The following is a 16,439-nucleotide window of genomic DNA, read 5'->3' as shown; positions in this document are numbered from 1 at the left end:
ATGACTTTCTCATGAATCCAGCTGCAACCTCTTTCCCGGCAGTCATCTGAAGCTATGTTTACAGGAGCATGAAAACAAAAATCGGCATGCCGCAGTGCAGCATGCCGATTCCGCAACCCAAGGCCTGGCAGGCGGCCAGGCGCCGCCGCGGCAGCGATCAGAAGCGGTAGCCCACACCCACGCCGACCAGCCAGGGATCGACCTTGAAGGGGGTGTTGTCGAAGACGCCGGCGCCGCTCACCTTGGTGTCGATGAAGACTTTCTTGACATCGAAGTTCAGCGACCAGTTCTTGTCCAGCGCATAGTCGAAGCCCACCTGCAGCGCGCCGCCGAAGCTGTTCTTCTTGACGGTCACGGCGCCGTCCAGGATGTCGACGTTCGAAAAGCGCGTGTAGTTGATGCCGGCGCCCACATAGGGCTTGAAAGCGCCGAAATTGGTGAAGTGGTACTGGGCCAGCAGCGTGGGCGGCAGGTGCTTGAGCGAGCCGATCTTGCCGCCGTTCAGGCGCACGTCGTGCTTTTGCGGATAGGTCAGCACCAGCTCGGCCGCGATATTGGGCGTGAAGAAGTACGACACGTCGACTTCGGGCATCCATTTGTTGTTGATGCTCACGCCGGCATCGCCCGCGGCGCCGCCGTTGTCGCTGTTCAGGTGCACGGCGCGCATGCGCACCATCCAGGGGCTGCTGCCGTCGAAGGACTGGGCAAAGGCGGTGCCGGCGGTCAGGGCGCTGGCGGCTGCGGCAATGGCGATCAGGGTCTTTTTCATTGGGATTTCCTTGAAGTGATTCCTGGGAGGCGATGCATCCCCTGGCCCTGATTGAAACAAGGCGTTCACTCCAAGGGTTTGTCCCAGGTCAACCCGAAACCACCTCGGCCGTCGCGGCCCCACGGAAACCGCAATGCGTTGCCCTGGCGCCACGCACAGGCCCTTTCTTCAATGCGGGGCCGGGGCCGGCCGCAGCCTGTGCCACAGCTCCACGCCGGCCACGACCGCGCCGCCCACCACGGCGCCGACACCCACGTGCACCAGATGCGGCACCACGGCGGCGGCCACGCCGCCCAGGGGCTCGATGCTGTCGTGCAGCCAGTGCGTGACGGGCGGCATGCCGTGCACCAGCAGGCTGCCGCCCACGAGAAACATGGCGGCCGTGCCGACGATGGACAGGCCCTTCATCAGCCAGGGCGTGAAGCCGATCAGCCCGCGCCCCAGGGCCTGCGCGGCGCGGCCCGCGCGCGCCATGAGCCAGCTGCCCACATCGTCCATGCGCACGATGGCGGCCACCAGCCCGTAGACGAACACGGTGATGGCCAGGGCCACGACGCACAGCACCAGCGCCTGCTCCCAGATGGGTTTTTGCGCCACCGTGCCGAGGGCGATGGCCATGATCTCGGCCGAGAGGATGAAGTCCGTGCGCACGGCGCCGGCCACCTTGGCCTTCTCGTACGCGACCGGGTCCACGGCCTTGGCGCGCGCGGCGCGCACCGAGGACGGCGCCACGCCGGCCTGCGCGGCCTGCTGCGCGTCGATGCGAGCCTCCTGCACATCGGGTTTCTGGTGCTTGTGGAACAGCTCCAGGATCTTTTCCACGCCCTCGAAGCACAGAAAGGCGCCACCCACCATCAGGAGCGGCGTGATCAGCCAGGGCGCAAAGGCGCTGATGAGCAGCGCCGCGGGAATCAGGATGGCCTTGTTCTTGAGCGAGCCCTTGGCCACGGCCCAGACCACGGGCAGCTCGCGGCTGGCGCGCACGCCGGTGACCTGCTCGGCATTGAGCGCCAGATCGTCGCCCAGCACGCCCGCCGTCTTGCCCACGGCCACCTTGGTCATGGTGGCCACATCGTCGGCCGCGGCCGTGCTCTTGGCCGCCGCGGTCTTGGTCATCAAGGCCACGTCGTCCAGCAGCGCCGCGATATCGTCCAGCAGCATCAAAAGGCCAGCACCCGCCATTGCATCTCCTTGTTCGGCAATGCCCCATCATGCAGTGCGCCATGCGCGCCCGAAGCCAAACCCCGCGGGCTGCGGGGCAAATCGCATGGCGGCGGCGCCAGGGCATGCTATGCATCTGCAAGCTGCCAGCGCGCACCGGGCCTGCACTGCAGCCCTTGTCGGCCATGCAATGCAGGCAAGGCGCGTGCCAGCTGCTTGCAAAGCAGGAGCGCGCAGCGCCGCCGGTCGCCGCTACTTGCTGGTCCTGAAGCCCTGCGTCGCGGCCCAGGCGGCCACGTCGTCGCGGCGGATCGCCGCGGCCATGAGCTGCGGAAAGGCATCGGGCGTGCAGGCGAACGATGGCACGCCCAGCGCCGCGAGCTTGGCGGCCAGTTCCGCGTCGTAGGCGGGCGCGCCCTCGTCGCTGAGCGCCAGCAGCGTGATGAACTGCACGCCGGCCTCGACCAGCTCGTGGGCGCGGCGCAGCAGGCCCGACTCCACGCCGCCCTCGTAGAGGTCGGAGATCAGCACCAGGATGCTGTTGCGCGGCTCGCCGATCAGCCCCTGGCAGTAGCCCACGGCGCCGTTGATGTCGGTGCCGCCGCCCAGCTGCACGCCGAACAGCACATCGACGGGATCGTCGAGCTTGTCGGTCAGGTCCACCACGGCGGTATCGAACACCACGAGCCTGGTGGAGACGGCCGGCAGGCTGGCCATCACCGCTCCGAAGATGCTGGAGTACACGACCGAGTTGGCCATGGAGCCGCTCTGGTCTATGCACAGGATCACCTCGCGCTGCGGGCGGCGCGCCTTGCGGCCGTAGCCGATCAGCGTCTCGGGCACGATGGTCCGGTACTCGGGCTGCCAGTGGCGCAGGTTGGCGCGGATGGTGCGGTTCCAGTCGATCTCGGCATGGCGCGGGCGGCGGTTGCGCTGACTGCGGTCCAACGCCCCGGCCACGGCGCTGCGCATGGGGTCCTCGAGCTTTTTCATCAGCTCATCCACCACCTTGCGCACCACCAGCCGCGCCGTGGCCTTGGTGTTCTGCGGGATCACGGAGCCCAGCGAGATCAGGTCGGCCACCAGGTGCACGTCGGGCTGCACGTTCTCCAGCATCTCGGGCTGCAGCAGCAGCTCGCGCAGGTTCAGGCGCTCCATGGCGTCGCGCTGCATGACCTGCACGACCTGGCTCGGAAAATACTTGCGGATGTCGCCCAGCCAGCGCGCGACCGAGGGCGAGGAATTGCCGCGCCCGCCGCGGCGCGAGGCCAGCTTGCTGTCCTCCTCGTACAGCGCGGCCAGCGCCTGGTCCATCTCCTGCAAGCGCCCCGAGACACCGCCGCAGCTGGCATCGGCGGGCCCGCCCAGCACCATGCGCCAGCGCTGCAGCCGCGTGGTGGGCTGCAGCGCCTGCTCGTCGATGGCATGGGTATCGGCAGCTGCCGCATCGTTCATGGCGTCACCTCGCTGAGTTCTTCGGAAACAGGAGCAGCCGGCGCTTGCTCTGTGAGCGCTGCGGGCAGCTCCAGCCCCAACAGCTCATCGAGCACGGGCAGGGCCAGCACGGCGCGCGCTTCGTCCCATGGCGGAGCCTGCGGTGCCGCACCGCCTGCCGCACCTTGTGCCACGGCCGCTGCAGCAGGCCCTGCGGCACCACCCACGGGCGTGCGCCTGGCCTTCTCGCCCAGGCTCTGGCGCTCGTGGTTGCTGAAGGCCGAGAAGCTGCGCCGCACCAGCGGCAGGATCTGCGCGAACTGGGCCTCGCCCAGCTGCGTGAGCCAAGCGTCGACCGCGCCCCAGATGGCCTCGTCGTGCAGCAACACCAGGGCCTGCTGGTTGAGAAAGCCATCGAGCCAGGCCGCCACATCCATGGGCGCCACGCCCAGCGACAGATTGCGGCCGAACTGGGCCACGGCTTCGCCGCTCTCCAGCAGGTGCTCGTCCAGCAGCAGGCGGCAGGCCATGCCGCGCAGCAGGGCCGCCGCGGCGTCGCCCATGGCCAGGCTTCTGAGCGCGGCGCGCCAGGCGTTGCGCGACTCCCCGGCTTGCGCATCGGGTTCGCCGGCGCCGCGCAGGCGCAGCGCGTCATGGGCGGCCAGCACCTGGGTCCGCATGGCGGCAGCGGCTTCTTGGTCCATGGCCATGCAGGCCACGGGCAGGCCGATGGCGGCACGCAGCACCAGGGAGTCGATCACCGCGGCCAGCAGTGCCGTATCGGTCTGGCGCACGCTGCCGTAGCGGTACACACCGGCCAGCGGCGGCAGGGCCTGCAGCAGCTGGGCCACGTCGCCGGTGGTCGCGGCGCGCTCGGCCAGCGTGGCGACCAGGGCCTCGACCAGCTGCGGCAGATCGGCCAGCAGCGCATCGTCGATCGCCTGGGCCAGCGCGGGCAGCGGCGTCCCGGGCGTCAGGCTGGCGCGCAGCCTGGCCGTGGCGGCCTGAGCCACGGTGGCGCCGTGCACACTGGCCTCGATGATGCGCACGGCCAGCTCGGGCTGCCACTGCAGCTGCCAGCTTTCGCGGAAGGTGCCGCGGTTGCGCTGCGCATCGCGCGCCAGCGTGCCCCAGTCGATGCCCAGCAGGCGCAGGCGGTGCAAAAAGCGGCTGCGCGCCAGGTCGGTGTCCTTGCGCAGGTCCAGCGCCAGCAACCGGGTCGCCGCCTCGGGCTTGAGGCGCAGCGTCTTCTGCTGCTGTTCGATGTCGCGCTGCAGCGGCACCTGGGGCACATCGGCCGGCACGGTGCCGAGCACGTCGCCCACCGTCAGGCCGTCCTCGATCAGCTGCAGCGGCGCGGTCTCGCCCATGCAGATGACGGTGCTGATGGCTTCGTTGAGCTCCTCCAGGCCCGGCGAGGGCTGGCCGCGCAAGGCCGCCAGGCTTTCGGCCAGGCGCGTGGCCTCGATGATGTGGGCGCTGGAGCAGTCCAGGTCCTTTTCGCGCAGCAGGTGTGCCACACGCGCGAGCCAGCCGGCCGTGCGCACGGTGCTGGCGGGAGCCGCGGCCACCAGTGCCTTGCCGGGCGCCGAACATTGCCACAGGTGCGCATACCAGCCCGGCGAGGTGACGCCCGCGCCGTAGCCACTGCTGCTGGCCAGGTTGCGGTAGGTCCAGGGCGCCCAGGTGGCCTGCACCTTGGCCTTGGGCAGGCCCTTGAGCAAGGCGCTGTCGGCCTTGGCCGTCACGTTCTCCTTGAGCGCCGGCACATGCCAGGCACCGCAGACCACGGCAATGCGCTGGTGGCCGGCCCTGACCGCTTCGCGCATGCACTGGCGCATCCAGGCCTCGCGCAAGGCTTCGCGCCGCCCGTAGTGCGCGCCGCGCCAGTGCTCGCCATGCGCGCCGCTCTCTTTGGCGATCTCGCAGCGCACGGCGGCCATGGCCTCGGCAATGCTCTCGAACAGTTGCTCGCTGTCGCCCCGTTCTTCCACCAGGCGGTTCCACCAGCTTTCGCCATCCTCGAAGCCCGCCGCATGGGCCAGCCAGTCCAGCGGATCGCCGGGCAGATGGCGGGCGGCAATGTTCGCCTCGCCATCGAGCGCCATATCGGCGCGGTCCTCGGCAGCGGGCAAGGCCTGCCCGGCAGCGGCCGCTTCGCCGCCTTCCACGGCATCGTCCTGGCCGCCGGCTTCGGATTCCGCCTGCTCCGGCCTCGGCTGCTCGCGCCGCTGCGCCTCGATCGCCATTGCATGGGTCTGCGGCAGGTCGAAAAAACGTACCGGCACCTGGTGGCGACCGGCCCAGTGCAGGGCCTGCCATTCAGGCGAGAACTCGGCAAACGGATAGAAGGCCGCATGGCTGGGCTCGTCCTGCCGGTAGACCAGCATGGCCACGGGCGGGCGCAGCTCGGGGCTTTGCAGCAGGGGCAGCAGGGCCTCGCCCTCGGGCGGGCCTTCGACCAGGATGCAGTCGGGCTGCAGGCGCTCCAGCGCCGCCAGCAGGCTGCGCGCGCAGCCCGGGCCATGGTGGCGTATGCCAAAGAAATGCAGTGCGTCGCTCATAGGGTCAGAGCTGTTCGCGGCAGGCGCGGTACAGATCCTTCCAGTCGCTGCGCTCCTTGACCACGGTTTCCAGGTATTCCTTCCAGACCACGGCGTCCTGCACCGGGTCCTTGATGACGGCGCCCAGCAGGCCCGAGGCCACATCGCCGGCGCGCAGCACGCCGTCGCCAAAGTGCCCGGCCAGCGCCATGCCGCTGTTGATGACCGAGATGGCCTCGGCCGTGGACAGCGTGGCGCTGGGCGACTTGATGCGCACCGTCTTGCCGTCCTCGGTCTGGCCATTGCGCAGCTCGCGGAAGATCTGCACCACGCGGCGCACTTCCTGCAGCGCGGGCGGCTCGGCCGGCAGCTGCAGCGCGCGCCCCTGCTCGGTCACGCGCTTGGTGACGATCTGCACCTCCTCGTCCTGCGAGGCCGGCACGGGCAGGACCACGGTATTGAAGCGGCGCTTCAAGGCGCTGGACAGCTCGTTCACGCCCTTGTCGCGGTTGTTGGCCGTGGCGATGACCGAGAAGCCCGGCACGGCCTGGAATTCCGTGCCCAGCTCGGGCACGGGCAGCGTCTTTTCGGACAGCACGGTGATCAGCGTGTCCTGCACGTCGGCGGGGATGCGCGTGAGCTCCTCGATGCGCGCGATCTTGCCCAGCCGCATGGCGTTGACCAGGGGGCTGGGGATCAGCGCCTTGTCGGAAGGGCCATGGGCCAGCAGCTGGGCGTAGTTCCAGCCGTAGCGCAGCTGTTCCTCGCTGGTGCCGGCCGTGCCCTGGATGAGCATGGTGGAGTCGCCGCTGACGGCGGCCGACAGATGCTCGGACACCCAGGACTTGGCCGTGCCGGGCACGCCGTACAGCAGCAGCGCGCGGTCGGTGGCCAGCGTGGAGACCGCGATTTCCATCAGGCGCGGATTGCCGATGTATTTGGCGCTGACGTCAAAGCCGTTGCTGAGCTTGCCGCCCATCAGGTACTGCAGCACGGCCCAGGGAGACAGCTTCCAGTTGGGCGGACGCGGACGGTCGTCCACCTTCTGCAGGGCATCGAGTTCCTCGGCGAATTGCTGTTCGGCGTGCTGGCGTAGTACTTGGCTCATGGTGTGCTTGAGGGTGGAATTCGGAAAACGGAAAAAGGGATCAGGCGCCCAGCGCGGCATGCAGGGCCATGCGCAGGTCGACGCAGCGGTTGAGCTGCGCCAGCACGCGCTCGTCATCCCAGGGACGCAGGCGCGCGCGCTCCAGCCGGGCCTGCTGCTCGGGCGTGAGCGCAATGCCGCTGGCAGTTGCTGCATCGGGTTCGGCGTCGGCGGCAGCGCTGGCAGCCGGCTTACGCCATAGCAGGGCAAATCGCGGCAATACCCCGGCATGCAGCCGGCGCGCGCAGGCCAGCAGGGCCTGGTCGGCCTGCCAGCTGTGCCAGCTGCCGGTGGCCTGCTTGCCGCCCAGCGCCTTGTCGAGCTCCTCCATGAGCCGCTCGGACAGGGCCTGGGAAAATTCGCCAACGGGCGGCATGCCGCTTTCGATGGCGTTGATGCGGTCGATCAGCGTGCCCCTGGCTTGCTGCAGCTGCGCCAGCCAGTGCGCCTCGCGCTGCTCCTGGCCGAGCCGGTCGAGCAGCGCAGGCAGCAGCGACTCGGCCCGCGCATCGCGCTCCAGGGTCTGCAGCAGCGCAATCCAGCGCACGTCATGCTGGTCGCGCAAGGCGGCCAGCCAGCCCTGGCGCAGCGCCGTCTTCCAGTCGCTGCGGCGGCTCCACTCCCACAGCTGCTCGGGCGCCATGGCCAGCGTGCCGGTCCAGAAGTCGAGCGGAGCCAGCTCCACCATCTGCTGCAGCCACCAGGCCCTGACGCCCTTGATGTACGGCGGCGGCTGCAGCGCGATGCCGTCGCGCTCCCAGTCCTTGCAGCCCTCCTCGGGCGGCTCGATCTGCCATTCGCCCCTGGCGTCGCGGCTCAGCATGGCCTGCAGCCAGCCGGTGATGCGCTGGCTGTGCGCGCTTTGCGGCAGGCGCGACAGCAGGCGGGCCGCGTTTTCGCGCACCTCCTTGCTGCGGTCGCCCAGCAGCTTTTCCAGCAGCGGCTCGTCGTCCAGGGAAAGGCCGGTCTCCAGCACCATGACCATGGGCGCGCGCTCCTTGGCGCTCAATTCCTTCAGGCTGGCTTCCAGCCGCGCCCGGGCCTTGGCCGGGTCGGCCGTGCGCTCGCCGTGCAGCAGCGCAACGCGCTGGTCGATGGAGCCCTCCTGCCAGATCTGTTCGGGATCGGCCGTTTCCTGCACGCCGCTGGCATAGCTCCATTGCGGATTGAGCGCCGCCAGCCAGCGCCCGCGCTCGCCCAGCACCGGCGTGAGCCAATGGCGCAGCGCAGCGGACTGGCGTCCCAGCTCCAGCGCCTGCACCAGCAGGCCATGGGGCAGGCGCCGCCCGCCCTCGTCCAGCGCCACGAACATGGGGGCCAGCAGTTCCTGCGGGCCTTCCCGCAGCACTTCGCCCATGAGTTGCAGCAGGCGTGCGCCGTGCAGCGCCGGTCGGCGTTTCGGCCGCAGCCGGCGCCAGGGGCTGCAGGGCAAGGCCCGGGCCCGGACTCCAGCCGGCGCGCTCCAGCACGGCAGCCACGCCGCTGGCACGCAGCAACTGCCGTGCGGCAGCCTGTCCGGCATCGGCATCGGCATCGGCACCGGCAGAGGCAGCCAGTACCGCCTGCAGCGCCTGCTGGCTGGCCGGCAGCGTGCGGTCCGCCGCCTGTGCCAAGCGGGACGGCACGGGCAGGCGCTCCGCGCCCACCATGGCCGACTGCTGCAATGCAGCCCAGATTTGTGCATTGCTCATACGGTCTCGCTCCGGTGATGCCAGATGGATTGCATGGCGCCTGCCGCATCGGCCTGCCAGGCGCCGAGAAGCCGCCAGCATCCGACATGGCCGCGCCCCGGCTCCCATTCGCCAAACAGCAGCATGGGCGCGCCGCCGGTCAGCGCCAGCAGGTGCCAGGCCTCGTCGTCGGCGATCAGGGCAGGCACCTGGCCCGGCGCGCCACCGTCCACGCCGGGCCAGACAGCCCACCACTGTCCCTCGGCATGCTGCAGGCCGGCACCGTCGCACCACAACGGCTGGGCCGCCTGCAGCGGATTGGCCGCCACGCGCCGGGCAAGATCATCCAGGGGCCTGGCCGCCACTGCCGCCGTCAGTGCCCTGGCGCCCTGCTCCACCAGGGCGCCGGCATTGCTGCCGGCCAGCAGCGCGCGCAGCGGCGCCCGGCCGGGATAGAAGTGCAGCGCACAACGATAGACACGGCCCGGCAGCCAGGCCGTCTCAAAGCCGCGCCCGCCCTGGGAATAGTCGATCACCAGCGCCGCACGGCCGCTTTGCCGGCCCTGCAGCCATACCCGCCGCTCCGTCAGCCGGCCTTCGCGCTCCACCATGCGCAGGCCCGCCACATGCCATTCGTCGGCCAAAGGCTCGGCCAGGGCCTGCACCTCGGCATTGTCCGGAGACCAGCCCAGCGCCGCCATCACGTCGGCCTTGACGGGTGCGGACAGCGCTTCGCGGCGCTGCACGGCATCGACCAGCAACTGCCAGTGGCCCAGGTGCGCCAGCAGATCGCGCGGCCAGCCCGGGTGGCTGTCGACCAGTTCCCAGGCATCCCTGATGCGTGCCGACATACCGGCGGCCTGCGCATCCACCATGCGGGCGGCCATGTTGTTCCAGCGGGTGCGGGCCTGGCTGTCGGCAGCCAGATTGGCCAGGCCGCTGCGCACCATGTCCTGCATCCACAGCGACAGCTCCTGCATGCCTGCGGCCACCTTCTCCCAGCGCCGGTCTTCGCGTCGGGCCTGCTGCCTGGCCACGGCTTCGGGGTCGGCCGGCGCCGCTGCGGCAGCGGCAGCCCGGGCCTCCTTTTTTTCCGCCTTGTCCTGGCGGCCGCCCAGCCAGCTGTTCACCCACTCGGGCGGCTCGCCCCCTTCGGCCACCTGCCCGGCCGCGCGCAGCAGCATCAGCGCCAGGCCATGCTTGCAGGGGAACTTGCGGCTGGGGCACGAGCACTTGAAGGCAGGCCCGCTCAGGTCCACCTGGGTCTGGTAGGGCTTGCTGCCGCTGCCCTGGCATTCGCCCCAGACCGCGGCTTCGTTGCTGCCCGTGCTGGGCCACTTGCCGATGGACTGCAGGCCTTTGGCCGCCTTGCTGGATGCGGCATCCGGCGACAAGGCCAGGACCTGCTCTTCAGTTGCTAACACACGCGACAAAGACATCCCCTGTTGACGACGCTATCCATCGATACGGTCCGGGCCGCAACTGCAATCCGCACGGCCATGGCATTCAGTGAAAGATATAAAAATAATAGCGCACGGCTGCTCCCGCCGCCGCGCGCCGGTACAGACAATCGTAAAAAATCGCCATCGGGCCGCCGTCGCGCGGCGGCCCGCACGCCAGCCGGCCTATCCGCGCACGGCCTTCAGGAAGCGAAAGCCGCCGCCCGCCGTCTGCAGGCCGTCACGGCGGCGGTGGAAATAGCGGGCATTGATCTGCGCGGCGCCCAGGTCCTCCTGCACGGACCAGCCCAGCGCCCGCAGCTGCGCATGCAGGATCTTGGGCTCGTAATCACTGAGCCAGGGCTCGCCCATGGCGGCGAATGCCTTGGCCGAATGCTCGGCCATGATGCGCTCCAGCGGTTCCAGCAGATGGTTGCTGACGCGGTAGTCCAGCACCAGCACGCTGCCCGGCGCCATCTGCGCGGCGTCGCGCAGCACGGCCTGCACGGCCGCCGGCGCGAGATACGGCGTGACGCCAAGCCATGCAATGCAGGCGGGCCGGCGCGGGTCGAAGCCGGCCGGTGCCAGCGCATCGGCCAGCCGCTGGCGAGACAGGTCCGCCGCCACCCAGTGCGGCGCCCGTGCGGCCAGCGCAGCCGGCAGGGCCTGCACGCGCGCGCGCTTTTCCTGCTGTACGGCAGGCTGGTCCACCTCGTACACCGCCAGCTGCCCGGGCCAGGGGTTGCGCAGCGCCAGCGTATCCCAGCCGGCACCGAGGACGACATACTGGCGCACCCCCTGGGCCACGGCGTCCTGCAGCGCATCCTCGGCATAGCGGCTGCGTGCCACGATGCCCGCGCGCATGGTGCGGCTCATGGGGTCGTTGAGAACGAACGGATCCTCGCGCAGTGCCTGGGCCATTCCCGGCTCCAGGATGTCCAGCGCATGGGGATCGCGGAGCACGACGGGCTCGTCGAGCAGGCCGTGCACGGCGCGCAGCATGGCCATGCGCAGCGCCGACGGGCTGGTACCGGGCCGCGGCATGGCGGGAGAGGTCGGGGAAGTGTGTTGCATGCGGAACTCCTTTGAAACAGAAGTCCGCACTGTCGGGCCTGACGCGACGTGAGGGTCAAGCCTCCGATGGCTCACTGGCTTCGCGGATGCGCTGCACCAGTGCACGCATCGCGGGAGTGACCGGGTGGCCGTGCTGCAGCAGGGGTTCGCTGGCATAGGCGCGGGCAATGGCGACCTGCAGCGCCGCATCCTGCCGGGCCATGCGCGCCAGCAGCGCATCCCACTGCGCCAGCAGGCGCCGCGCCTCGGGCGTGTGCACGCCGGTACCCTGCTCCAGCAGGCGCTGCGCCTGGGCGGCCCATTGCTGCCAACGCGAGGCAAGCCCTGCATCCAGGCGCATCAGTTGGTCGGCATCCACATGGCGCTGCAGGGCGGCCATGCGCAGCGCAATGGCCTGTCCTATGTACTGCAGCGTGGCCGGGGCAATGCCCTGGTGGCGTGCCGTTTCGGGAGCCTGCTCGTGCATGCGCGCCCAGCGCAGCGCCAGGGCCAGGTTGCCGTGCATGAGCCGCATGGACTGGTCCATCCACTGCTGGGCCAGGCGCTGCAGCTGCGGCGCATCGGCCGGCACCAGCGCCAGGCGCAGGGCCTCGACCTGTTCGATCAGCGGCAGCCATTGCGCGCGCAGCTGCTGCCAGCGCCGCAGCACGGAGCGCAGCTCGCGCGCGGAGAAATGGGCGCTGAAGGCCGGCAGCAATTGCAGCAGCTGCCGCCAGGGCGGTTCGTCTGCGTCGCCGGCCTCGTCCAGCGCCACGGTCTGCAGCAGCAGCGACAGCTGCTCGCGCACCTGCCGGCTGCGCGCGATGGCTGCGTCAACCTCGCGCAGCTGGGCTTCGATCTGCGCGCGGGCAACACGATCCGGCGCCGGCCCGGCCAGCATCTGGGCAATGCGCGCAAGGCCAAAGCCCAGGTCACGCAGCGCCTGCACGCTCTGCAGGCGCCGCACGTCGGCGGGTGCATAGAGGCGGTAGCCGGCTTCGGAGCGGGCGGACGGCACAACCAGGCCGATCTGGTCATAGTGGTGCAAGGTGCGCACCGTCAGCCCTGTCTGCCGGGCCAGCTCACCGACCTTCAGCACGCTGCCTCAACGCCGGACGCCGTTTACCCCAGCCACTTGCGCGCATTGCGCCAGACGCGCATCCAGGGGCTGAATTCGGATGGGTCGCCCGAAGTCCAGCTCATCTGCACGTTGCGGAACACGCGCTCGGGGTGGGGCATCATGGCCGTGAAGCGGCCGTCGGCCGTGGTCACCGCGGTCAGGCCGCCGGCCGAGCCGTTCGGGTTGAACGGATACTGCTCGGTGGGCTGGCCGTGGTTGTCCACATAGCGCATGGCCGGGATCACCTGCTGGGCATTGCCGCGGAAGCGGAAGTTGGCATAGCCCTCGCCGTGCGCCACGGCGATCGGCAGGCGGCTGCCGGCCATGCCCTGCAGGAAGATGGAGGGCGACTCCAGCACCTCGACCATGGACAGGCGTGCCTCGAAGCGGTTGCTCTGGTTCTGCGTGAAGCGCGGCCAGTCCTGCGCGCCCGGGATGATGTCGGCCAGCTCGGCGAACATCTGGCAGCCGTTGCACACGCCCAGGCCGAAGGTGTCGCTGCGGCCGAAGAACTGCTGGAACTGCTCGGACAGGCGCTCGTTGAAGGTGATGGAGCGCGCCCAGCCGATGCCGGCGCCCAGCGTGTCGCCGTAGCTGAAGCCGCCGCAGGCCACCACGCCCGCAAAGTCCGAAAGCCGCGCGCGGCCGGTCTGCAGGTCGGTCATGTGCACGTCCACGGCGTCAAAGCCCGCTTCGGCAAAAGCGTAGGCCATCTCGACATGCGAGTTCACGCCCTGCTCGCGCAGCACGGCCACGCGGGGCTTGGCGGCCAGGTTCAGGAACGGCGCCGCCACGTTGTCCTGCGGATCGAACGTCAGGTGCACATGCATGCCGGGATCTCCGGGATCGCCGGCGGCGGCGTGCTCGCTGTCGGCGCAGGCCGGGTTGTCGCGCTGCTGGGCGATCTTCCAGCTCACGGCATCCCAGACCTGGTGCAGGTCGGAGAGCTTGGCGCCGAACACCGGCTTGGCATCGCGCCAGACCTGCAGCTCGCCCTTGCCCGCATCGATGGCGGAGGCTGCCGGCCGGGTCTTTCCAATGATGTGGCTGCACTGGATCAGGCCATGCTCGCGCAGGGTCTGCAGCACCTCGGCACGGTCGGCCGTGCGGATCTGCAGCACCGCGCCCAGCTCCTCGTTGAACAGCGCGCGCAGCGTCATTTCCTCGCGGCGGCCCGAGACCTGGGCGCTCCAGTTCTTGCCCTCGCCGCTGTCCATGCGGCTGTCGCTGATGCCGTCGCCCTCGGTGACCAGCATGTCCACGTTCAGCGCCACGCCCACATGGCCGGCAAAGGCCATTTCGGCCACCGTGGCCAGCAGGCCGCCGTCGCCCCTGTCGTGGTAGGCCAGGATCTGGCCCTTGGCGCGCAACGCGTTCACGGCGTCGACCAGTGCGACCAGGTCCTGGGCGTCGTCCAGGTCGGGCGTCTCGTTGCCACTCTGGCCCAGCACCTGGCCCAGGATGGAGCCGCCCATGCGCATCTTGCCGCGGCCCAGGTCCACCAGCACCAGCGTGCTGTCTTCTTCCTGGGCATCGAGCTGCGGCGTCAGCGTGCCGCGCACGTCGTCGATGCTGGCGAAGCCGGTGATGATCAGGCTCACGGGCGAGGTGACCTTCTTCACCGCGCCGTTCTCGCTCCACTGCGTGCGCATGGAGAGCGAATCCTTGCCCACGGGGATGGAGATGTTCAGCGCGGGGCACAGCTCCATGCCCACGGCCTTCACGGTCTCGTACAGAGCCGCATCCTCGCCAGGCTCGCCGCAGGCGGCCATCCAGTTGGCCGACATCTTGACCCGGGACAGCTCGATGGGCGCGGCCAGCAGGTTGGTGATGGCCTCGGCCACCGCCATGCGGCCCGAGGCCGGGGCATTGATGGCCGCCAGCGGCGTGCGCTCGCCCATGGCCATGGCCTCGCCCTTGAAACCCTGGTAGTCGGCCAGGGTCACGGCTACGTCGGCCACCGGCACCTGCCAGGGACCCACCATCTGGTCGCGGTGCGTGAGGCCGCCCACGGCACGGTCGCCGATGGTGATGAGGAAGCGCTTGGAAGCCACCGTCGGGTGGGCCAGCACATCGATCACGGCCTTTTCCAGCGGCACGCCGGTCAGGTCGATGGCGGGCAGCTCGCGCGTGACGGTAGCCACATCCCTGTGCATCTTGGGCGGCTTGCCCAGCAGCACGTCCATGGGCATGTCCACGGGGAATTTCTGGTCGCCGGCGGCGACTGCCGTGTCTTCCAGCACCAGTTGGCGCTCGCCGGTGGCCGTGCCGATCACGGCGAACGGGCAGCGCTCGCGCTCGCAGAAGGCCGTGAACTGCGCCAGGGACTCGGGCGCGATCGCCAAAACATAGCGCTCCTGCGATTCGTTGGACCAGATTTCCTTGGGCGCCAGGCCCGATTCCTCGAGCTGGATGGCGCGCAGGTCGAAGCGCGCGCCGCGGCCCGCGTCATTGGTCAGCTCGGGAAAGGCATTGGACAGGCCGCCTGCGCCCACGTCGTGGATGGCCAGGATGGGGTTGTCCGCGCCCTGCTGCCAGCAGTGGTTGATGACTTCCTGCGCGCGGCGCTCGATCTCGGGGTTGCCGCGCTGCACCGAGTCGAAGTCCAGTTCGGCCGCGTTGGTGCCGCTGGCCATGGAGCTGGCCGCGCCGCCGCCCATGCCGATGCGCATGCCGGGGCCGCCCAGCTGGATCAGCAGCGTGCCAGCCGGGAATTCGATCTTCTTGGTCAGTTCGGCATCGATCACGCCCAGGCCGCCCGCGATCATGATGGGCTTGTGGTAGCCGCGCATGACGTCGCCCACCTGCTGCTCGTACTCGCGGAAATAGCCGGTCAGGTTGGGGCGGCCGAATTCGTTGTTGAACGCGGCGCCGCCCAGCGGGCCTTCGATCATGATCTGCAGCGGGCTGGCGATGTGCTCGGGCTTGCCGACCTCGCTGCCCCAGAGCTTGGAGACGGTGAAGCCCGTCAGGCCCGCCTTGGGCTTGGAGCCGCGGCCGGTTGCACCTTCGTCGCGGATCTCGCCGCCCGCGCCGGTGGAGGCACCGGGGAAGGGCGAGATGGCTGTCGGGTGGTTGTGCGTCTCCACCTTCATCAGCACATGGTTGGTGGCGCCTGATTTTTGATAGCTGGGTGCGCTTGCCGCACCTTCCTTGGCATCGAATTTGGCCACAAACCGCTCGACCGCATGGCCTTCCATGATCGAGGCATTGTCGGCATAGGCCACGATGGTGTGCTGGGGCGAGAGCTGCTCGGTGTTGCGGATCATGCCGAACAGCGACTTCTCCTGCGCCACGCCGTCGATGGTGAAGCTGGCATTGAAGATCTTGTGGCGGCAGTGCTCGGAGTTCGCCTGGGCGAACATCATCAGCTCCACGTCCGTGGGGTTGCGCTTGAGGCCATTGAAAGCGTTGACCAGGTACTCGATCTCGTCGTCGGCCAGGGCCAGGCCCCACTGCCTGTTGGCGGCTTCGAGCGCGGCGCGGCCGCCGCCGAGAACATCGACGAACTCCATGGGCTGGGCCTGCAGCGTGGAAAACAGCTTTTGCGCCTCGTCGCGCGTGGCGAAGACCGATTCGGTCATGCGGTCGTGCAGCAGCGCGGCGATCTGGGCGGTCTGCCCGGCGCTCAGCTCGGGCGCGCCGCCCAGCAGGCCGCTCCTCAGGCTGATGCGGTATTCGGTGATACGCTCGACGCGGAAGACCTGGAGGCCGCAGTTGCGCGCGATGTCGGTGGCCTTGGAAGCCCAGGGCGAGATCGTGCCCAGGCGCGGCGTGACAACAAAGGCCACGCCTTCGCTGCTGCCTTCGTAGGGGTCCCCATAAGTCAAGAGCGCCGACAGGCGCTCTTGGAGTGCGGGCGCGGCTGCGCCTTCGGTGGCCACGAGATGCACGAAGCGCGCGGACACGCCGGTGATCTTGGGGTGGATGGCGACCAGATCGGTCAGAAGCTGTTGGGCGCGGAACGAGCTCAGGGCGTTTCCACCCTCAAACTGTGTCAGATGCAATGTCACGTGGCGGCCTGTTTATGTGAAGGCTTGTGAAAAGCGCCCAGGCCCTGTCTTTCCAGAAAGACAAAGCCAAGGCGCTGAATCGGTGAGCCC

Annotated in this window: 10 protein-coding genes; all 10 read right to left on the bottom strand. The window is 69.4% G+C overall.

The window, feature by feature from the left end:
* Window positions 1–157: 157 nt before the first annotated feature.
* A complete protein-coding gene (locus V8Z74_RS13390; protein ID WP_349709604.1) occupies window positions 158–769 on the bottom strand; it encodes an OmpW/AlkL family protein in 612 nt (203 codons plus the stop codon).
* A gap of 168 nt (window positions 770–937) precedes the next feature.
* On the bottom strand, window positions 938–1,951 hold the full coding sequence (locus V8Z74_RS13385; RefSeq protein ID WP_349709603.1) for a DUF808 domain-containing protein: 1,014 nt from the start codon (window positions 1,949–1,951) through the stop codon (window positions 938–940).
* A 231-nt stretch (window positions 1,952–2,182) separates the two neighbouring features.
* Window positions 2,183–3,385 carry a VWA domain-containing protein gene (locus tag V8Z74_RS13380; RefSeq protein WP_066483587.1) on the bottom strand — a complete coding sequence of 401 codons (1,203 nt, stop codon included), beginning with the start codon at window positions 3,383–3,385 and terminating at the stop codon, window positions 2,183–2,185.
* Window positions 3,382–5,928 (bottom strand): DUF5682 family protein, encoded by a 2,547-nt coding sequence (locus V8Z74_RS13375; protein ID WP_349709602.1) that lies wholly within the window; start codon window positions 5,926–5,928, stop codon window positions 3,382–3,384. Before V8Z74_RS13375 ends, V8Z74_RS13380 begins: the two co-directional genes overlap by 4 nt.
* A 4-nt stretch (window positions 5,929–5,932) precedes the next feature.
* Window positions 5,933–7,015 carry an ATP-binding protein gene (locus tag V8Z74_RS13370; protein ID WP_349709601.1) on the bottom strand — a complete coding sequence of 361 codons (1,083 nt, stop codon included), beginning with the start codon at window positions 7,013–7,015 and terminating at the stop codon, window positions 5,933–5,935.
* 40 nt (window positions 7,016–7,055) lie between these two features.
* Window positions 7,056–8,486 carry a DUF5691 domain-containing protein gene (locus V8Z74_RS13365; RefSeq protein ID WP_349709600.1) on the bottom strand — a complete coding sequence of 477 codons (1,431 nt, stop codon included), beginning with the start codon at window positions 8,484–8,486 and terminating at the stop codon, window positions 7,056–7,058.
* A 255-nt stretch (window positions 8,487–8,741) separates the two neighbouring features.
* On the bottom strand, window positions 8,742–10,148 hold the full coding sequence (locus V8Z74_RS13360) for an SWIM zinc finger family protein (protein ID WP_502879538.1): 1,407 nt from the start codon (window positions 10,146–10,148) through the stop codon (window positions 8,742–8,744).
* Window positions 10,149–10,349: 201 nt separating this feature from the next.
* A complete protein-coding gene (locus V8Z74_RS13355; protein WP_349709599.1) occupies window positions 10,350–11,237 on the bottom strand; it encodes a class I SAM-dependent methyltransferase in 888 nt (295 codons plus the stop codon).
* 55 nt (window positions 11,238–11,292) lie between these two features.
* The gene (locus tag V8Z74_RS13350; protein ID WP_349709598.1) at window positions 11,293–12,315 is read right to left on the bottom strand and encodes a MerR family transcriptional regulator; all 1,023 of its coding nucleotides are present in this window, start codon (window positions 12,313–12,315) and stop codon (window positions 11,293–11,295) included.
* Window positions 12,316–12,338: 23 nt separating this feature from the next.
* A complete protein-coding gene (purL, locus tag V8Z74_RS13345; protein WP_349709597.1) occupies window positions 12,339–16,349 on the bottom strand; it encodes a phosphoribosylformylglycinamidine synthase in 4,011 nt (1,336 codons plus the stop codon).
* Between the last annotated feature and the right edge of the window lie 90 nt (window positions 16,350–16,439).

The organism is Comamonas sp. w2-DMI (assembly GCF_040187735.1).
In the GTDB taxonomy this organism is placed as follows: domain Bacteria; phylum Pseudomonadota; class Gammaproteobacteria; order Burkholderiales; family Burkholderiaceae_C; genus Comamonas; species Comamonas terrae.
The sequence above is the reverse complement of the archived record's forward strand: the minus strand, read 5'-3'. Positions and strand labels throughout refer to the sequence as shown.

What these genes read in the sequence shown, in the direction of transcription:
- V8Z74_RS13370 (WP_349709601.1), bottom strand. Translation starts at nt 7,015, where the DNA reads ATGAGCCAAGTACTACGCCAGCACGCCGAACAGCAATTCGCCGAGGAA.
- V8Z74_RS13375 (WP_349709602.1), bottom strand. Translation starts at nt 5,928, where the DNA reads ATGAGCGACGCACTGCATTTCTTTGGCATACGCCACCATGGCCCGGGC.
- V8Z74_RS13355 (WP_349709599.1), bottom strand. Translation starts at nt 11,237, where the DNA reads ATGCAACACACTTCCCCGACCTCTCCCGCCATGCCGCGGCCCGGTACC.
- V8Z74_RS13385 (WP_349709603.1), bottom strand. Translation starts at nt 1,951, where the DNA reads ATGGCGGGTGCTGGCCTTTTGATGCTGCTGGACGATATCGCGGCGCTG.
- V8Z74_RS13380 (WP_066483587.1), bottom strand. Translation starts at nt 3,385, where the DNA reads ATGAACGATGCGGCAGCTGCCGATACCCATGCCATCGACGAGCAGGCG.
- V8Z74_RS13390 (WP_349709604.1), bottom strand. Translation starts at nt 769, where the DNA reads ATGAAAAAGACCCTGATCGCCATTGCCGCAGCCGCCAGCGCCCTGACC.